The sequence below is a fragment of the Lutibacter litoralis genome (assembly GCF_014646675.1).
Lineage (GTDB): Bacteria > Bacteroidota > Bacteroidia > Flavobacteriales > Flavobacteriaceae > Lutibacter > Lutibacter litoralis.
This window is the reverse complement of the sequence record NZ_BMNS01000006.1, coordinates 281260-301627: the sequence shown is the minus strand read 5'-3', so window position 1 is coordinate 301627 and position 20368 is coordinate 281260. Positions and strand designations below refer to the sequence as shown.

Annotated in this window: 11 protein-coding genes; 5 read left to right on the top strand and 6 right to left on the bottom strand. The window is 30.9% G+C overall.

The window, feature by feature from the left end:
* Positions 1-30 precede the first annotated feature (30 nt).
* The 6 genes from IEW75_RS11435 to IEW75_RS11410 form a co-directional block, all read right to left on the bottom strand.
* Positions 31-1638: a sulfatase family protein gene (locus IEW75_RS11435; protein WP_134246563.1), complete on the bottom strand. Its 1608-nt coding sequence runs from the start codon at positions 1636-1638 to the stop codon at positions 31-33.
* A gap of 311 nt (positions 1639-1949) precedes the next feature.
* Positions 1950-3686, bottom strand: coding sequence for a RagB/SusD family nutrient uptake outer membrane protein (locus IEW75_RS11430; RefSeq protein ID WP_134246562.1), 1737 nt, complete (start codon positions 3684-3686; stop codon positions 1950-1952).
* 13 nt (positions 3687-3699) lie between these two features.
* Positions 3700-6918, bottom strand: a complete 3219-nt coding sequence (locus IEW75_RS11425) for a SusC/RagA family TonB-linked outer membrane protein (RefSeq protein ID WP_158283750.1) — start codon at positions 6916-6918, stop codon at positions 3700-3702.
* A 1003-nt stretch (positions 6919-7921) separates the two neighbouring features.
* Positions 7922-9382 (bottom strand): arylsulfatase, encoded by a 1461-nt coding sequence (locus tag IEW75_RS11420; protein ID WP_134246560.1) that lies wholly within the window; start codon positions 9380-9382, stop codon positions 7922-7924.
* Positions 9366-10934, bottom strand: coding sequence for an arylsulfatase (locus IEW75_RS11415; protein ID WP_188704049.1), 1569 nt, complete (start codon positions 10932-10934; stop codon positions 9366-9368). The genes IEW75_RS11420 and IEW75_RS11415 overlap by 17 nt, the downstream gene beginning before the upstream one ends.
* Before the next feature lie 74 nt (positions 10935-11008).
* The gene (locus tag IEW75_RS11410) at positions 11009-12442 is read right to left on the bottom strand and encodes a sulfatase (RefSeq protein WP_134246558.1); all 1434 of its coding nucleotides are present in this window, start codon (positions 12440-12442) and stop codon (positions 11009-11011) included.
* Positions 12443-12682: 240 nt separating this feature from the next.
* Here IEW75_RS11410 and IEW75_RS11405 point away from each other — a divergent pair, with 240 nt between their 5' ends.
* From IEW75_RS11405 to IEW75_RS11385, 5 genes are read left to right on the top strand one after another with little or no spacing between them, the layout of a single operon-like run.
* Positions 12683-14203: a sulfatase family protein gene (locus IEW75_RS11405; protein WP_134246557.1), complete on the top strand. Its 1521-nt coding sequence runs from the start codon at positions 12683-12685 to the stop codon at positions 14201-14203.
* Between the two features lie 4 nt (positions 14204-14207).
* The gene (locus IEW75_RS11400; RefSeq protein ID WP_134246556.1) at positions 14208-16055 is read left to right on the top strand and encodes a sulfatase-like hydrolase/transferase; all 1848 of its coding nucleotides are present in this window, start codon (positions 14208-14210) and stop codon (positions 16053-16055) included.
* A gap of 11 nt (positions 16056-16066) precedes the next feature.
* Positions 16067-17248, top strand: coding sequence for a heparan-alpha-glucosaminide N-acetyltransferase domain-containing protein (locus tag IEW75_RS11395; RefSeq protein ID WP_134246555.1), 1182 nt, complete (start codon positions 16067-16069; stop codon positions 17246-17248).
* Complete coding sequence (locus tag IEW75_RS11390) at positions 17248-18666, top strand: sulfatase (protein WP_134246554.1); 1419 nt, start codon at positions 17248-17250, stop codon at positions 18664-18666. The genes IEW75_RS11395 and IEW75_RS11390 overlap by 1 nt, the downstream gene beginning before the upstream one ends.
* Before the next feature lies 1 nt (position 18667).
* Positions 18668-20242 carry a sulfatase family protein gene (locus tag IEW75_RS11385; protein WP_134246553.1) on the top strand — a complete coding sequence of 525 codons (1575 nt, stop codon included), beginning with the start codon at positions 18668-18670 and terminating at the stop codon, positions 20240-20242.
* Positions 20243-20368: the final 126 nt, after the last annotated feature.

The following is a 20368-nucleotide window of genomic DNA, read 5'->3' as shown; positions in this document are numbered from 1 at the left end:
GCTGACGAAGTTTAACCAAAAAAAACTAAACTACTTCTTAGTAAGCCCTTTAGCTTTTAAATAATTATCTAAATTTTGTTGCGTTAATTCATCACTATCACCATATTTAGCTCTTAAATCTTGTAGCTTTTGATGCATATCTTTTTGGATAGCTGCATATGCTGGGTTGTTGTAAATGTTATTCATTTCAGAAGGATCTTTCTCTAAATCATACAATTCCCAAGTATCAATATCGTAATAAAAATGAATTAATTTGTATTGTTTTGTTCTAATTCCATAATGACGTTTTACGTGGTGTTCACCTGGAAATTCGTAATAGGTATAATAAATAGCATCTCTCCATTCACTGGCTTCGCCATTTACCAATTTTCTAAAAGATTCACCTTGAATATCTTTAGGAATATCAATACCCGCATAATCTAAAAACGTAGGTGCAAAATCTAAATTCTGAATCAATTCGTTTACAACAGTTCCTGGTTTAATTTCTTTTGGATACTTCATTAAAATAGGCGTTCTAAAAGATTCTTCGTACATAAAACGTTTGTCGAACCAACCGTGTTCTCCTAAATAAAATCCTTGATCTGAAGTATAAACTATAATTGTATTTTCAGTAAGTCCGTTTTCTTCCAAATAATCTAAAATTTCCCCAACACCATCATCTACAGATTGTATGGTGCGCAAATAGTCTTGCATATATCTGTTAAACTTCCATTCGGCTAATTCTTTTCCTTGGTAATTTTTTTCTTTAAAATCGTTTATAATTGGAGTATAATATGCATCCCAAGCAGCCTTTTGAACAGAGTCCATTCTATTGTACTGGTTTTCAAACCATTTTCTATAGCCTGTTTTTATTTCTCCTTCTTTGTCTAACATTTTAAGGTCGTACACAACATCTAAATCTTTATAGATACCCATTTCGTGTTTTGCAGCGGCAGGTCTTCCTTTGTAATCATCATAAAAGTTAGCAGGAAGTTCAAACTTTTTATCATCAAATAAGGTAAAATATTTTTCTTCTGGCATCCATGTTCTGTGAGGTGCTTTTTGATGGTATAATAATAAAAAAGGAGCGTCGGCTTGTCTTTTATTTTGAAGCCAGTCCAAAGCAATATCTGTTGTTACATTTGTAACGTAGCCTTGGTATTGTTTTTTCACGCCGTTTTCAATAAAATCTGGGTTGTAGTAATCTCCTTGTCCAGGTAATACATTAGAATAATCAAATCCTTGTGGCAATCCATGTAAATGAATTTTACCTACCATAGCCGTTTGATAACCAGAGTTCTGCAATTGCTTAGCAAAATTATCTTGATCCCAATTAAACGGTAAAATATTGTCAACTTTTCCGTTTATATGACTATGTTTACCAGTAAGCATTACAGCCCTACTTGGAGCACAAATTGAGTTGGTAACATACCCTCCGTTAAAAATAACACCTTCTGTTGCAATTCTATCAATATTTGGAGTATTGTTAAGACCGTGACCATAAGCACTAATTGCTTGATACGCGTGGTCATCACTCATTATAAAAACAATGTTTGGTTGTTTGGGAGTTTCTTTTGTTGTTTTAGTTTTAGTAGTACAACTTATTAGATTAACTAAGAAAATACAAGTTAAAATAAAGGAAATAGGTTGTGATTTCATATTTAATTATATTTTTAAGAATTAATTGGTGCCTTTTTATGTAAACATAATAAGCAGTAAATTTAATTAAAAATAGCTAATTTATAATTGTATTTATAACATTTAATTTGAGTTTCACATATGGTTTTATTTCGTTTTAAAATAGTTATAATTTATAGTATCTGCATTTGAACCCCACTCAGTAACCTCATGGAAACGACACAACAAGAAATATCTTATATATAACAAACCCATTATTACAATTTCAGGCTTATGAAACAGTAATAATGGGTTTGAAACTTAATTATTAACTCAAATAAATAATTAATGTATTACCATCCAGGGTTTTGAGTAAGTGTACCATTACTTAAAACCAATTGTTCTGTTGGTATTGGACTTAAATAATCTCTTTCAGGATTAAATCCAAAACCAGCAGGAATTGTATTTTTGTAAGGATCTATATATCCATTTTCATCAACAAGAATAGTAGGTCCAATTAAATCGCTAAATTCAGTTTCTAAATCACTACCAACAATTTTAAAACCTTTTAATCTTTTACCTACAAACTGACTATGTGCTCTCCATCTTAATAAATCGTCTAGTCTTTTACCTTCTAAAGCTAATTCAACTCTACGTTCACGTCTAATTTCATTTATTAAATCGCTTAATTCTGGAAATGCCTTATTTGGATCTGAAACTATCGAACCAATTACCATTGCTGGCATTCCGGCTCTTGTTCTTAAAAGATTGATAGATTTATCAAGATCTGCTTGAGATAAAGTTCCTAATTCAGCTTTAGCTTCAGCATAGTTTAATAATACTTCAGCATACCTATATATAATTGATCCCATTTCACATTCTTCACGTTCTGTTGGATCTGTAGTTCCACCTTTATAGATTTGGAAACCTGTTGTACAAATAACTTCATTATTATCACGAAATGTAGGAAACTCAAAAATATCATCATTTATTCCACCATTATCAGTAATTAAATTACCTGGTTCACATATAAGTTGCGATAATCTTGGATCTCTAGTGGACGCAATAGTTCCTAAACTTTTTTCAAGCTCTGGAGTATACAAAGGACTAACAGCTATTGGCTGACCGTCTGTACATAAATAACTATCTACTAAAGACTTTGTAACACCAGTACCAGAACCATTTCTAGGAATGTAATGACCAACTCTGTGACTTACGCCATCTAACTTATCATACTTCTTCCAAAGCATTACCTCACTTACACCTGCATAATCTTGTTGGATAAATAAATTTCTATAATCTTCATCTACATTTCCTGTATTATAAAGTGTATAGTTACCTTCATTTATTAGAGTGTTTGAAGCTTCTGCTGCTAATTGTAAATATTTTTGACTATTATTTGTTTCAGCTGCAAACGTTGTTCCTGCATGGTATTTTTCCCAGGTTCCTTCATACAAACAAATATTTGATTTTAAAGCTAAAGCAATTCCTCTATGAACTCTAAAATTTTCTGCGTTATTTCTAGGCTTTAAGTTGGCAATTGCTAAATCTAAATCTGCAATAATTTTATCAACTACTTCATTTCTAGGCAACCTTTCTGAGTATAACTCTTCAGAATCTGTTCCTAAAGTTTTATCTATATAAGGTAGATCTCCAAATCTTTTCACAAGATCAAAATAGATCATAGCTCTAAAGAAATAAGCTTCACCATTAAAGTGTTTTATATCTTCTTCACTACCTTCAATATCTGAATTATTTTCTAGATAGAAATTAATTGCACGTACAGATCCCCAATTCCAGCCACCACCAGTATTAGGTACTGTTGAATTATTACCTACAAACCTTTCGTTAATCCAAAAACTGGCAAGGTTATCACTATTGTTATCTGTTTCAAATGTACCACCACTCCATCCACTATGAACTGGAAAAGAGGTATAAAACTGGTTTAAATATAGCTTTAAGTCGTTAGGTGTTTTCCAATAATCCTGTGGAGAAATTTCATCCTGAGGGAATCTATCTAAAAAATCTTCGTCGCAAGAAATTGAAACAACCGTCAACAAAAGCAACATTATAAATATATATTTTTTCATTTCTTAATTGTTTTTAAAATTGAACATTCATTCCTATTGCAAGTACTTTCTGCAATGGGTAAATTTTACCACTTCCCCAATAACCACCTGTAGTTTCTGGATCGAACATATCTGCCATTTTTGTAAATGTTAATACGTTTTCTCCCGACACAAATACTCTTAATTTACTAAGGTTTAAAGTTTCTAAAATTGTTTTTGGGAATGTATAACCTAAACTAATATTTTTTAATCTTAGGTATGCAGCATTTTGTAAATATCTTGTTTGAGTTTCTTGATTTCTCCAAGAAGATCTAAATGAAGGACGCGCGTAATAAGCATCTGTATTAGTTTCTGACCAATAATCTAAATGATCTACAAAACCTGCAGATTGCCATAAATTACCTTGAACACCAAACATATAAGGACCACCAATATATAAGTCTCTTTTTCCAATACCTTGCCATATCATAGATAAATCTATTCCTTTATAGCTTGCATTCATATTTAAACCAAATTGATATTGAGGTGTTGAGTTACCAATAATTTTTCTATCTCCAGGATTGTCTGTAGTTGAATCACCCCAGTCAATATGACCATCATCATTTAAATCTTTATACTGAACATCTCCAGGAAACCATACACCGCCATACATTGTAGATTGGTCTGCACCATTATCTATTTCTTCTTGGCTTTGGTATAACCCAACAGTTTCAAATCCCCAAATTTCACCAATAGTTTGACCTTCTCTATAAGTATTTAATAAATTATTTGGATTCTTATATTCTAACACCGTTGTTTTAGCATTTGAAATATTAAAACTTGCTCCGTATTTAAAATCATTTATTTCATCGTTCCATTTAACTACTAAACCAAAACCTTTCGTTTCTAAAGAGGCATTATTAGATAAAGGGGCTCCAGTACCTAATAAACCTGGATATTTCTCAGCTGGCCCAAACATATCTTCAGTTTGTCTTGTAAATACATCTAAACTTGCAGATAATCTACTGTTCATTGCTGAAACATCTACACCAAAGTTTGTAGTTGAAACTTTTTCCCAAGTAATATCTGAACTAATTAAACCAGGCGTTGTGGTATAATTAGGTCTTCCAGAGTCAGTTACCCACCATAAGTTGGTATTAACTGGCATTCTTGGTACATACAAGTAATTTGAAACATTTTGATTCCCTAAATTTCCATAAGAAAATCGAAGTTTTAACATTCCAATTTGGTCAACATTCCAAAAATCTTCTTTGGCTAAATTATAACCTGCAGAAACTGAAGGAAAAAATGCCCATCTATCATCTCTTGCAAATTTTGATGAAGCGTCATAACGACCATTAAACTCAATTAAGTATTTTCCTTGATAATCATAAGATAAACGTCCAAAATAACCTCTAGTTGCATAGTGTCCAACCCCATCATCTGTTTGGTCATCTCCAACTGCTGTGCTTATTGAAGGAACATTATCTGTAATTAAATCGTTTCTTTTTCCCCATAAGTTTGTATACTTATCTTCTTCTTGCTGGAAACCTACAACTCCACTAAAATTATGTGTTTCATTATTTAGTGATTTATTGTAAGAAATAACTAAATTAGGAGATAAATAAGTGCTCTTACTTGCATACTTACTAACATCATTCCAAGCTCTATTTATAATTTCATTTCCTGCAGGTCCTGTTGTTGAAACTTTTGCATTGTGGTTGTTATAGATATATTGTGTATTTCTATAAAGCAATGTTGCAGTAACTTTTAAATCTTTTATTGGTTCAAAAATGAAATTTAAATTTGTATTTGTTGTTTCATTGTCATTATTATAACGTCCTCCGTCCATAACAAAAGGAATCTCAGAACCATCTGAATAACTACCGTTTGGCATGATTATACCATTAACTGGCCATCTTCTAGCAATATTATGTAAGTATAAACCTCTATCATAACTTGGTCTTTCAATAGAAGTTTTTGATAATCTAATATTAGCATTCATTGAAAACCAATCATTTACTTCTGTATCAATTTTAGAATTTAACGTATAACGTTGGTATTCATCATCGCCATATTCCATAATACCATCTTGGTCGAAGAAAGATCCAGAAAGAAAGTATTTTACTTTATTTTGCTTTCCTGATAAACTAATATTGTGTTGTTGTCTTGCAACTACATCTTTGTACATAGCATCAAACCAATCTGTATTCGCATTTGAACCTGTATATTGTTGGTATCTATCACCTGATGCATTAGGTACAGTATTTGGATTATTTACAGGATCTTCAGCATATGCAATTATTCTAGCCATTACTTCATCACTAAAAACTTTACCACTACCACCATTAGTTGCAGATAAGTTAAAGAAGTTGGCAAAATCTACCGAATTCATCATTTCTGGTAGTTTTAACGGTGAGGCAAAAATAAAGTTATTAGAATATGTAACATTTACACCATCTGAAGCACTTCCGCTTTTAGTTGTAATAAGTATTACTCCAAAAGCTGCCTTAGAACCATAAATTGCAGTTGACGCAGCATCTTTTAATACAGAAATGTTTGCAATATCTTCTGGGTTAATATTGTTAATTTCATTTGGATTATCTAAAGGCATTCCGTCAACAATTACATAAGGACTGTCGTTTCCAGATAAAGAACCAACACCACGTATGCTAATTGCCATGTTTGCACCCGGTTCTCCACCAGAATTACCAACACTTAACAACATATTAGGCACTGCCCCTTGAATTGCATTCATTACATTAGAAACAGGTCTAGATTCAATTTGCTCAGCAGAAACCGTACTTACAGCTCCTGTTAAGTTAACTTTTTTCTGAGTTCCATACCCAACAATAACAACTTCTTCTAATGCCGAAGAATCATCATCTAAAGAAACGTTGATAGTATTTGAATTACCAACAGTAACTTTTTTGGTTTTCATACCCATGTAAGAAAACTGTAAAACATCACCCTTTTTAGCTTCTAATGTATAGTTACCATCAAAGTCTGTGTCAGTTCCTTTAGTAGTTCCAACAATCATAATACTTACTCCTGGTAATGGATTACCGCTAGCATCGGATACCACCCCAGTTATTGTAACAGTTTGGGTTACATTTTTAGGTGAGTTTTCTGTAATTAGGTTTTGTTTTTCATCAATTGAAATTTCATTCAAACTACTATTTACAGATACATTCATTAAGTTTGTTTTAGAATGTACTGTAGTTGCCGTAATCTGAAAAATTGAAAAAAGCAGTATAAATACTGATATTTTCATTTTTAGTTTTTTAATTTCCATATTTTGTAAAAATTAAGGTTTGTACTTGAGTTAGTTAATTTTGATTTGATTTTTTAGAAATAGCTTACTATTTCCTTTAAGTAGAATTTTACATAGGCGTGACTTTTAAAGAAAGGTTAATATTTGAGTTTGTATTTAGTGTTGCTTTTGCTTGTATTACTTTAAATTTTAAATTTTTAGTGCTACAGTAAGTTTTTAAAGCCTTCAACTGAATGTTGAAAAAAAATTTAAGTTTCGGTTTTAAACAAATCCATTTATTATAAAATATTTCTTGTTCACTTAATAGTGAATTATATATTTTTTTAATTAAAAAATGTTGTCTATTAACAGCCATTTTATACAAATTATTACGTTAAAAATTAATTTGTTTTTATGTATGACGTAAAACTATATAAAATCCCTTAAACTTTAACCGTATTTTTAACATTTATTTAATTTATTTTTTTTAAACCATATATTTTAGAACAACTATAGTGAAATAATAGAATTACAAAAGGTGCTATATGTAATTTATAATCAACCTATTATAATATATTTAGTAAGTTTAAAATTGGAAATTTATATCCATAACTGTAAAATTTATTTGTTAATTATTTTAACAAAACATGATATTTATCAGAAAAAAGCAGTGGTAAAAATGATTAAAAATATAAAATCTGAGTAAATTTTAGCTCAAAAAATGAATAAATATACTTAAAACATAAGCTATTATATGTATTTTATACATTTTATTCTAAAAAAACAATAAACCATCGCTTAATTTAAATAAGAAAAAAATAGGCTATATTATTAAATGGCTACCAAAGTGTAATTAATAAACCTATAATGTAATCGGAATTTGGTCTAACTAAAATTAATTTGACAACAATATATGAAGTAACCTAACCAAAATATTGATTAGATTCTTAATAAAAAACATATAAAATCTTCTATATTTGAACTAATTCCAAATATTAATAAACCTGTTATTTAGAAATAAATACTATTCCGAAAACCTAAATTGTTGAATTGGAGACAGTACACTTTCTTCCTTAAAAATTTTCAATGCTTTTTCAATTATTTCAGGATTTTGTGCAGCAATATCATTATTTTCTTCAGGATCTATTGTTAAATTATAGACTTCAAAAGGTAAGAATTCTTTGTCTTTTACTTTTCGTAACACTTTCCATTTACCATTAATAATGGTTGCTTGAGCCGATTTAGAACCGTGAAACTCCCAATATAAAAACTCGTGTGTTTGTTGCGGTTTATTTAACAACGTTGGTAAAAATGAAATACCATCAATATCTTGGGAGATTTTTGCATTTGATATTTCTGCAAATGTTGGTAAAACATCCCAAAAAGCAGAAACATGGTTACTTGTAGTTCCTTTTTTAATTTTAGCTGGCCAACTTGCAATCATTGGTACTCTAATCCCTCCTTCATACAAATCGCGTTTATATCCCTTAAATTTACCATTACTATTAAAATAATTTGGATCTGCGCCACCTTCCATATGTGGTCCATTATCTGAAGTGAAAATAATTAGAGTATTCTCAGCCAATCCAAGCGCTTCTAATTTATCTACAATTTCTCCAACTTGCTCATCTAATAAATATACCATGGCTGCAAATGCTGCGTGTGCTTCTGGCTGACTTCCATATCCTCCAATTTTATAAGATTCACAATCTTCATCGCAACCTTTATATTTTTTTTCTGGTTCTACAGTACCTCTAAATTTTGCTAAGTATTTTTCTGGTACTTTTAATTCGGCATGTGGAATAATACTAGCCACATACGCAAAAAATGGTGTATCCTTATTATCTTCAATAAATTTTAATGTTTCTTCATGTATTTTTATTGGAGCATACACATTTTCTAGGGATCCAACATTTCCTTCTAAAACAACTTTCTCTTCATTATCCCATAAATGATACGGGTAATAATTATGTCCTAAACGTTGACAGTTAAAACCATAAAAAGTATCAAATCCTTGCTTGTTTGGAACTCCTTCTGAACCTGGATATCCTAATCCCCATTTTCCAAAAATACCGGTTGTATACCCCTGTTTTTGAAGCACTTCTGCAACAGTTACAACTTCATCGGATATTGGATGTTGCCCTTCTGGACTAATTTCTTTGTTTCCTCTAATTGGTGTATGCCCAGTATGCTGCCCGGTCATTAAAGTACTTCTAGAAGGTGCACAAACTGTTGAACCAGAATAATGTTGTGTAAATAGCATTCCTTCTGAAGCCAACTTATCAATATTAGGTGTATTAAACTTTTCTTGACCGTAAACACTTAAATCACCATAACCTAAATCGTCAGCTAAAATGTAGATGATGTTTGGTTTTGTTTGATTTGTAGCAATTGCTTGTTTTTTATTTGTTTCTTGACAACTGTATAAAAATTGAAAACATAGTAAAAGAATTAAATAAAAAAAAAGTCTATTTTGTAATCTCATCTCCTAATTGTTTAATTTTAAATTTGTCTAATTCAGCTGGTGTATGTTCATTTTTCATGATAGCTTCAATTTTAGAAACTATTTCAGGATATTTTAATGCTACATCTGTAGTTTCTTTTAAATCGTTTTTTAAATTGTACAATTCAATGTTCATATTTCCTTTAAAAATATTTTTACGAATACCTTTCCAATCACCCATTCTAACCGCTTGTTGTCCTTGGTAACTTGGAAACTCCCAATATAAAAATTCGTGATTTTGTTGATTTTCGTTTCCTAATAAGGTTGGTAAAAAACTGATACCATCAATATCTTCTGGAACTTTTTCATTTACCAATTCACCTAAAGTTGGCATTACATCCCAAAAAGCTGAAATATGATTTGTTTTGCTTCCTGCTTTTATTTTTCCTGGCCAACTTGCAATCATTGGTACTCTTATACCTCCTTCGTAAGTGAAACCTTTAGTGTTTCCATATGCATTATTAAAAGGTTTAGCACTGTTAAAATATTCAGCATCAACACCTCCTGTATAAGTTGGTCCATTATCACTCGTAAAAACTATAATTGTATTTTCATATAAACCTAATTCTTTTAACTTGTGAACAATTTCACCAACTTGATCGTCTAAATAAGTAATCATTCCTGCATAAGCTGCATTTGGATATCTGTTTGGAAAATAACCTTTATCCCCTAAATAAGGAGGTTCTTCTCCAAATAATTTTACATATTTATCTACATATTTTTGAGGTACTTGAAGCGGTAAATGAGGTAACGGAGTAGCATAGTACATAAAAAATGGTTGATCTTTAGTCGCTTCAATAAAATTTAAGACCTCTGCTTGCATCTTTGCAGGTGCATAATCCTGTTGCTCAAATTTACTATAACTAGTAAGATCCATAGGATCCGCACCTTTATCTAATTTTACAGTTGGTGCAATTAACTCATTATTAAGCCATTCTTTCTCATTATTTTTCCATAAATGCTTTGGGTATAATTGATGCGCTTGTCGCTGACAGTTATAGCCATAAAAAAAGTCAAATCCACTTTTGTTCGGAATTCCTTCAGTTAATGGAGCACCTAAGCCCCACTTACCAACAACAGCGGTTTTGTAACCTGCTTTTTGCATTACTTTACCAATAGTTTCTGTAGTATTTAAAATTGGACGTTGACCTTCTAAATTGGGATTATTAACAGCGGCTTCAAAATTCCAAACATCGCCTCTTTCAGCCCACTCATCATTTCCTCTAATTCTCGCATGTCCTGAATGTTTTCCTGTCATTAACATATATCTTGATGGAGCACAAACCGGAGCTCCAGAATAATGCTGTGTAAATAGCATTCCAGAACTTGCTAAGGCATCTATATTCGGAGTTTGTATTTTTTCTTGTCCATAAACTCCTAGTTCACCATAACCTAAATCATCTGCCAATATGTAGATTATATTCGGTTTTGTTAAAGTGCTATTAGAAGCAACATCTTTAATTACTTCTTTACAATTACTAAAATTTAAAGCTAAGAGTAATAATAGAACTACTTTTTTTAAATTTTGTATCATTTTCTTAAAATTTAATTGTGATATTAATTCTGTAAAACTACTAATTTATTTAATAAATGTATTAAATACTATTATTAATATTTTATATTTAAATCGTTGGTCCTAACTTCAAGTAACTTGTTTTTTAACTTACGTTTCATTTTTTTTACAATTCTCTTGTATTTTGAGACCTGAGCTAAATTTGTAAATTGTTGTGGATCTTTTTCCATATCAAATAATTCTATTCCCGAAGCTGCATCTTCATCATATTGAATATAAGCCCATTTTTTTGTTCGTACTAAAAATGATCTCCCTCCCTGACTTACAGAAAAAGCCATTTTTCTAAATTTTTTATTTGGATTTTTTAATAAAGGGGCTAAATCTTTTCCTTGTAAATGTTTAGAATAGTTAAGATTTGCTAATGACGCTAAAGTTGGATATAAATCTAACAATTCAGTAAAAGAGTTACACACTGCAGGATCTCTTCCTGGCGCTTTAATTATCATAGGAACTCTAACAGATTCTTCATGTAAACTAACTTTCATCCAAAAATCGTGTTCTCCTAAATGAAAACCGTGATCTGAAGTAAAAACAACAATAGTATTGTCTTCTAAACCTTCTTCTTTTAACGTTTTTAGCACTTTTCCAACTTGAGCATCCATATACGAAACACTTGCATAATACGCTGCAATAGCCTTTTTCTCTTGCTCTAAATTCATTTGAGCATTTTTACTAGTAACGTAATTAATACCTCTTTTTGGAATATCATCCCAATCTCCTTTTAATTTTTTAGGCACTTCCATTTTTTCAAAAGGATATGGTTTGAAGTATTTTTTTGGAGCAACAAAAGGAACATGAGGGCGCACAAAACCAACTGCTAAAAAGAAAGGTTTATCTTTATGTTTTTTAATTAATTCAATTGTTTTTTGTGCCGTTTTACCATCAGAATGTGCTAAATCATCTCCTTTGGCTTTAACAATTGTCATAACATTTCCTCCTTTACGTTCTATTTTTCCATCAGGATTCCCTTGCACTAATTCTGCTTCACCATCAGCTTTCCATTCTGGCCCTTGACTGTTAAAACGCTCTGTCCAAGAGTCGGCATCATCTTCACCATTTGAACCTGTTTCAATATCTATCGGAACACCCATATGATAAATTTTATTCACTCTAGCTGTATAATACCCATTATTTTTAAATAATTGTGGCAAGGTATTTCTCTCATTACCAATATTCTCTCTTCCACTTACATACCCATATGTTTTAGTTGCACTTGGATAATACCCCGTTAATAAAGAGGCTCTTGAAGGTCCACAAACTGGATATTGGCTATACGTTCGAGTAAATTTTATGCCTTCGGAGGCTAGTTTGTCAATATTAGGTGTTTTACAAACCTTATTCTCATAAGAAGAAACACCTGTTGCAGTTAAATCATCTGAAATAATAAATAATATATTAGGCTTTTTCTTTTGCTGTGAAAAAATTGTTGTTACTGTTAAACTAAGAATTAAAAAATATTGAAACTTCATTTGAATTATTTTATAACTTTAAAAGTACTATTATTTTTATTTTATATAAGTTAAATTTAGACGAATAACACGCTACAACAATTAAACCTCTAAAAACAAACAGATAATTAATCTTTATTTAAATTTAAAAAACCTATTTAATTACCCTTTTATGAATCCAAAAATAGCATTCGTCTAAAAGTTATTACTTCCACAAAAAAAAATATTAAATTTAAAACTTTATCTTTTTAATTATCATTTATGAAAGTGAATTATAAAATAAGTGCTCTAAAATTATTTTGGATACTCCTATTAATATGGTGCCAAACAACTATTTTTTCCCAAGAAAAAAAACTCCCCAACATTATTTATATTTTGGCAGACGATTTAGGTTATGGAGATATTTCACATTTAAATAACGGTTCTAAAATTATAACACCAAGTATTGACAAACTAGCCTCCGAAGGGATTTCTTTTACCGATGCGCATAGCAATTCAGCAGTCTGTACACCAACACGTTATGGGGTTTTAACAGGCAGGTATGCTTGGCGCACTTGGATGAAAAGCGGTGTACTTTGGAGCTATGATAAGCCTTTAATTGCTAAAAAAAGAGAAACAGTTGCTTCCCTGTTAAAGAAAAAAGGCTATGCAACAGCTTGTATTGGAAAATGGCATTTAGGATTGGGTTGGCAAAAAAATAAGGACAGTACTATTAACTTTAAAAAAACTATTAAAGAAACTCCGAACGATATAGGTTTTGATGAATTTTACGGCATAACAGCATCTCTAGATATTCCACCTTATTTTTATATTGAAAACAGAAAAATTACAGCATCCCAAATTAGCACTATAAACGCTACTATTGGCAAAGGTTTTTGGAGAGAAGGTCCCATTGGAAACGATTTTAAACACGAAGACGTGTTACCACATTTAACCAATAAAGCTATTAAATACATTAACAAACAAAGCAAACGCAAAACGCCTTTCTTTTTATATTTGCCGCTACCTGCACCTCACACACCAATTTTACCAACACCCGAGTTTAAAGGAAAAAGTAATGCTGGGGAATATGGAGATTTTGTTTTAATGGTTGATAATGTTGTAAAACAAGTTGAAGAAGTTTTAAAAATTAACGGTATTTCTGAAAACACCTTATTAATATTTACGAGCGATAATGGGTTTGCTCCTGCTGCAAATACACAAGAACAACTTGCTTTCGGACATACACCTAGCAAAAATTATAGAGGTTATAAGGCTGATATTTACGAAGGTGGCCATCGCATCCCTTTTATTGCAAAATGGCCTTCTCAAATAAAAAAAGGAATTACTTCAAACCAAACCATTTGTTTAACAGATTTAATGGCAACAACTGCAGCAATCACAAAAACTGAACTACAAGCTAATGAAGCTGAGGATAGTTACAATATTTTACCTGTTTTGTTAGATGAAAAACTAAAAAATCCAATTAGAGAAGCTACCATACATCATTCTATTGATGGTGTTTTTGCTATTCGTCAGGGAAAATGGAAGTTAATTTTCGGTGCTGGTTCTGGAGGTTGGTCGTATCCGACTAAAAAAGAAACACAAAATTTAAAATTACCTTTACTTCAATTGTATAATTTAGAAACTGATGCTTCAGAAACCACAAATATTGCAGAAAACAATCCGAAAATTGTTGAAAAACTAACTATTTTAATGAAAAAATATGTTGATAATGGCAGAAGTACACCTGGTGAACCTCAAAAAAACGATACAGAAACAATAATTTTACCTAAAAAGTAACACCATGATTTTAAATAAAAAAAACTTCATAAAATCTATTTCAATTATTTTTTGTGTACTAATTAGTTCTTCAAATTGCATTGCACAATCACAAAAGAAACCAAATGTAATTATTATTTATACAGACGATCAAGGTGCTGTAGATTTAGGAAGTTATGGTTCAAAAGACATTTATTCTCCTAATATTGATAAATTAGCCAAAAGCGGTACACGTTTTACTCAATCGTATGTAGCTGCACCAGTTTGCGCACCATCAAGAGCCGCACTTTTAACAGGTAAATATCCACAAAATGCGGGTGTTGCAGGAAATACTTCTGCTACACCAGGTTCAAAAGGCTTAGCGGCTTCCCAATATACGATGGCTGAACTATTTAAAGACAATGGTTATACAACTGGGCATATTGGAAAATGGCATTTAGGAATGGATTACGAAAGCAGTCCTAATGCCCAAGGTTTTGATTATTCTTTTGGTCATTTAAGAGGTTGTATCGACAATTATTCGCACTATTTTTATTGGGAAGGTCCAAACGTTCATGATTTGTATGAAAACGGAAAAGAAGTATTTTATGATGGTGTATATTTTCCCGATTTAGCCTCAGAAAAAGCAATCAATTTTGTTAAAAATCAGAAAGAACAACCATTTTTTATGTTCTACGCTATAAATATGCCGCATTATCCTTATCAACCTACTCAAAAATGGCGTGATTATTATAAAAACACTCCAAAACCAAGAGGTGATTATGCTGCATTTATTTCTACAATTGATGAACGTATTGGATTTTTAATCGACACGCTTGAACAATTAGGAATGCGAGAAAATACAATCATTATTTATCAATCAGACAATGGTTATTCAACAGAAACACGGGCTTTTAATGGTGGTGGCAATTCTGGTCCATATAGAGGTGCAAAAAGCAGTTTGTTTGAAGGTGGAATTCGACTCCCTACAATTATAAACTGGAAAAACAACCTCCCAGAAAATACCGTAAACAATCAATTTTTGATGAATATAGATTGGATGCCAACGTTGGCACAATTATGTAATTTAACCACTTCTATAGACTCAATTGATGGCTTAGATACTTCTGAAATGATCCAAAATTCTGCCGCTATTTCCCCAAGAACCTCAGCTTTTTGGAAATATGGAAATCAATGGGTGGTTAGAAAAGGAAATTGGAAACTTATTGGAAACCCGAAAGATACATCAAACAAAGGAAAACTTGATTTTGATAAAGATGCGTTATTTTTAAGTAATTTAAGTGTTGATGTTTCGGAAATGAAAAACCTTGCTGATACATATCCTGAAATTGTAGAAGAACTTATTGCAACATATATTTCTTGGGAACATGGAAGTAAAGACGACATTCCAAAAAAAATTCAAACAGTATCCCATATTGGAACAACAGGAGAGATTTTAGCAAAAAGTGAACTACATTCCAATTATAAAAATATTGAAGTTTTATTAGACGGAAAACTAGGCTATGCAGATTATAGTACAGGACAATGGATTGGACAAGAAGGCAAAGATTTGGAATTTATTATTGATTTAAAAACAACCAAACAACTTTCAGAAATTAGTTTGAGTTACCTGTCTTCTTTTGGTAATTGGGTTTTTCCTCCAAAAAAATTTGAAGTCAGTTTTTCTGAAAATGGAAAAGCGTTTAGCAACGCTAATATTAAAGAAATTGAACTTTCAAAAAAAGAAAATAACACAAATACTGCTTCCCTAAACCTAAATATAAAAAGTAGATACGTAAAAATATATATTAAAGGAATTGGAGCTTGTCCAGATTGGCACACAGGTGCTGGAAACCCTGCATGGTTTTTTATTGATGAAATTATAATAAAATAAATTAGAATTTAATGAAATTACCAAGAATAGCTTCAATTGATGTTTTAAGAGCAATCACAATGTTCTTAATGTTATGGGTAAACGATTTTCCTACCTTAACAAATGTTCCTAAATGGTTAAGACACGCAAATAATAATGAAGATTATTTAGGTTTTTCAGATATCATTTTTCCGCTGTTTTTATTTATTGTTGGCTTAAGTATTCCTTTAGCTATTGAATACAGAATAAAAATTGGAAAAAGTGTAATTTCAAACTTAAAACATATTACTATTAGAGCTGCATCCTTAATAATAATTGGCATTTATATGGTTAATTATGAAACAGGACATAGTAAAAGTATGTTAATTAGTATATCCTATTGGTGTATTTTAATGGCATTAGCTGTATTCTTAATTTGGATAAACTGGAGTAAAAGTCCCATTCCGTTAAAATGGCATAACTATTTAAAAGGATTTGGGTTTTTATTACTACTTTTTTTAGCAATTATTTATAAAGGCGGAACAGATGGAACCGAATGGATGACAACTCAATGGTGGGGAATTCTTGGATTGATTGGTTGGGCATATTTTATAAATGCTTTGGTGTATCTTTTTGCAAATAGAAGCTTAAAATTAATGGTTATTTTATTCATAATTTTTAGCTCACTTCAATTACTGCATGCATTTGAAATACTTCCTAAATCAAATTCAATTTTATCAATATTTAACACCATTTATGGAGGTACAATTCCTGCTTTTACAACTGCTGGTATTATTGCTACCTTACTTTATAAAAAGATTGCAAACAAAAATGAGTTTATAATTTTTGGAATCTTTTCACTAATAAGTATCTTTTTTATTACTTATGGTTTTGCAACAAGACCGTATTGGGGTATTTCTAAGTTACAGGGCACACCAGCTTGGTCGGGAATTACTATTGGTATTGGGTTCTTCTTATTTTATTTGTTCCATTATATTGTAGACGTAAAAGGCAAGGTTAATTGGGCAAAAATAATTGAACCAGCAGGAACTGCAACTCTAACTTGCTATTTAATACCTTACTTCTATTATCCAATACGAGTAATTACAGGTTTTCGATTACCCGATTTTTATAATTCAGGTAGTATGGGGTTATTTATTTCTTTAATTTATGCATTATTAGTAGTCTTATTTACTGGATTTTTAGCACGAAAAGGTTTTAAACTTAAATTATAATGAATGCACTAAAAGTTATTCCTAAAAGAATTGAAATACTGACAATCTTATTTTTATTAATAAGTTACACTTCTTATTCTCAACAAAAACCTAATATAGTTTATATAAATATTGATGATTTAGGATATACAGATTTAAGTTGTTATGGAAGTACTTTTTATGAAACTCCTAATATTGATAAATTAGCAACAAAGGGAATAAAGTTTACCAACGCTTACGCTTCTGCCTCAAATTGTGCACCGAGCAGAGCAAGTTTATTTTCAGGAATGTACAGTCCAAGACATGGTATTTATACAGTTAATAGTTCTGAAAGAGGAAAAGCCACACACCGTAAACTAATTCCTACTCCAAACAAAACAATTCTTCATGATAGTATTATTACTATTGCCGAAACACTTAAAAAAAATGGCTACACAACAGCATCAATTGGAAAATGGCATTTAGGAGAAGATCCAAAAACTCAAGGGTTTGACATTAATATTGGAGGAACGCATGCTGGGCATCCTAAAACATACTTTAGTCCTTATAAAAACCCTAACATTAAAGATGGTCCTAAAGATGAATATTTGACTGATAGGTTAACCAATGAAGCCATTTCATTTATCAATAAAAACAAAAACACTCCTTTTTTCTTGTATATGACTTACTATACAGTTCATACACCAATACAGGGTAAAAAAGAATTGATTGAAAAATACCAACATAAAAAAGTAACAGAAAACCACAACAATCCAACGTATGCCGCTATGGTTGAAGCAATGGATTTTAATGTTGGCAAAATATTAATTACCCTTGAAAAGTTAAATTTAATAGAAAATACACTTATTATTTTTACATCAGATAATGGAGGACTTTATACGGTTTCAAAACAAGCTCCTTTAAAACATGGAAAAGGATCTTATTATGAAGGTGGAACACGTATACCGTTAATTGTTAGTTGGAAAAACAAAATAAAACCAAAACTTACAACTGAAACCCCGGTAAGTAACATCGATTTTTACCCTACATTTTTAGATATCACAAATACACCTCCTCATAAAAAACAAGTATTGGATGGTATTAGCCTCGGTCCTATTTTATTTGAAACAGGAAAAATTAAAAAACGTCCTTTATTTTGGCATTTTCCTATTTATTTACAAGCCGAAAAAGGTTTTAATAAATATACCGGTAGAGATCCTTATTTTAGAACAAGACCTGGAACTACAATGCGCTTTGGTAAATGGAAATTGCATCACTATCTTGAAAATAATGAAATTGAATTGTATAATTTAGAAAAGGATATTTCAGAAGAAAACAATTTAGCAAAGAGCAAACCAACGCTAACCGCAAAGCTTCTTAAAAAAATGAATACTTGGCGAAAAAAAACCAATGCACCAGTTCCATCTCAGCTAAATCCTAGCTATAAAAAACAAGATTAATATGAACTATTCAATTAAAACAACTTTCATTAAATCATTAATATGTATTTTTTACCTACTAGCATTTTCTAGTTGTAAATTTACCGAAACTGATAAACCCCCTGAAAAACCCAATATACTTTTTATAATGTCCGACGATCATACTTCACAGGCTTGGGGAATTTATGGTGGCGTACTAAAAGACTATGTGCACACTCCAAATATTTCGAAATTAGCAGATGAAGGAATTGTTTTAAATAACGCCTTTTGTACTAATTCTATTTGCACACCAAGTAGGGCAACTATTTTAACAGGACAATACAGCCATAAAAATGGTGTTTACACATTAAACGACCCGCTAGAACCAGATAGCTTAAATATCGCTAAAGTTTTAAATAAAAATGGTTACGAAACAGCAATTATTGGGAAATGGCATTTAAAAAAAGAGCCAAGTGGATTTGATTATTACAATATTTTACACGATCAAGGTAGGTATTGGGATCCTATTTTAAGAACCGCAGAAAATTTTAATAAACCCGCTGAAGAATGGGATATACATAAAGGTTTTTCAACCGATGTAATTACAGATTTATCCATTAAATGGTTAGAAAAAAGAAATTCCAATAAACCATTTATGCTAATGACGCATTTTAAAGCTACCCACGAACCTTTTGATTTTCCTGATAGATTTAAAGATTTATACAATGAAATTGAAATTCCTGAACCTCAAAATTTATTCGATTTTTCTCCTGAAACAACAGGCAGAAGTTTTGTGGGGCAAAAATTAGAAAGTTTAGGTTCAAGATGGGAAACCGCTTCTGCTGATCCAGAAAGTTGGTGGTGTAAATATCCTGAATTACCATTTTCAACTAAAGGGTTAGATAGCATTACAGCTCGAAAAAATATATATCAAAAATTAGTAAAAGATTTTATACGTTCTGGCGCAGCAATTGACGATAATATTGGAAAACTCCTAGATTATTTAGAAAAATCGGGGCTTGCCGAAAATACTGTCGTAATTTATACTGCTGATCAAGGTTATTTTTTGGGAGAACACGGTTTTTTTGACAAAAGAATGATTTATGAAGAATCCTTAAGAATGCCGTTTGTAATTCGTTATCCAAAAGAAATTAAAGGTGGGCAAAGAATTGATGATATTATTCTAAATATAGATTTCCCTTTATTGTTGGCAGACTATGCTGGAGTGAAGCCCCCAACTTCTATGCAAGGTAAAAGCTTTAGAGAAAATTTAAAAGGAAACACCCCTAAAGACTGGAGAAAAGCAGCTTACTACAGGTATTGGCAACATTATCCAATAAGACCAGCACATTTTGGAATTAGAACTGAAAGATACAAATTGGCTTTCTTTTATGGTCTTGCACTTGACATGACTGGATCTTCAAATGAAGGTACAGAACCTAACTGGGAATTTTACGATTTAAAAAATGATCCTAAAGAAAATACAAACCAATATAATAATCCTGTTTATAGTAATATTATTAAAGATTTAAAAGAAGAGCTAAAAATACAAAGAAACCTTTTAAAAGATAGCGATGAAAAATACCCCGAAATGCAACAATTATTTATAAACAATTAAAATTCATTTAGTAATAACAAATAATATTGTCTGTTTTGCTATAATTTTAATAATAAATGTAATTATTACGCTTTTACTTTGAAATCTATTTTATAATATATAGATTTGTGTTCGAGCACATATATA

What these genes read in the sequence shown, in the direction of transcription:
- IEW75_RS11435 (WP_134246563.1), bottom strand. Translation starts at nt 1,638, where the DNA reads ATGAAATCACAACCTATTTCCTTTATTTTAACTTGTATTTTCTTAGTT.
- IEW75_RS11430 (WP_134246562.1), bottom strand. Translation starts at nt 3,686, where the DNA reads ATGAAAAAATATATATTTATAATGTTGCTTTTGTTGACGGTTGTTTCA.
- IEW75_RS11425 (WP_158283750.1), bottom strand. Translation starts at nt 6,918, where the DNA reads ATGAAAATATCAGTATTTATACTGCTTTTTTCAATTTTTCAGATTACG.
- IEW75_RS11420 (WP_134246560.1), bottom strand. Translation starts at nt 9,382, where the DNA reads ATGAGATTACAAAATAGACTTTTTTTTTATTTAATTCTTTTACTATGT.
- IEW75_RS11415 (WP_188704049.1), bottom strand. Translation starts at nt 10,934, where the DNA reads ATGATACAAAATTTAAAAAAAGTAGTTCTATTATTACTCTTAGCTTTA.
- IEW75_RS11410 (WP_134246558.1), bottom strand. Translation starts at nt 12,442, where the DNA reads ATGAAGTTTCAATATTTTTTAATTCTTAGTTTAACAGTAACAACAATT.
- IEW75_RS11405 (WP_134246557.1), top strand. Translation starts at nt 12,683, where the DNA reads ATGAAAGTGAATTATAAAATAAGTGCTCTAAAATTATTTTGGATACTC.
- IEW75_RS11400 (WP_134246556.1), top strand. Translation starts at nt 14,208, where the DNA reads ATGATTTTAAATAAAAAAAACTTCATAAAATCTATTTCAATTATTTTT.
- IEW75_RS11395 (WP_134246555.1), top strand. Translation starts at nt 16,067, where the DNA reads ATGAAATTACCAAGAATAGCTTCAATTGATGTTTTAAGAGCAATCACA.
- IEW75_RS11390 (WP_134246554.1), top strand. Translation starts at nt 17,248, where the DNA reads ATGAATGCACTAAAAGTTATTCCTAAAAGAATTGAAATACTGACAATC.
- IEW75_RS11385 (WP_134246553.1), top strand. Translation starts at nt 18,668, where the DNA reads ATGAACTATTCAATTAAAACAACTTTCATTAAATCATTAATATGTATT.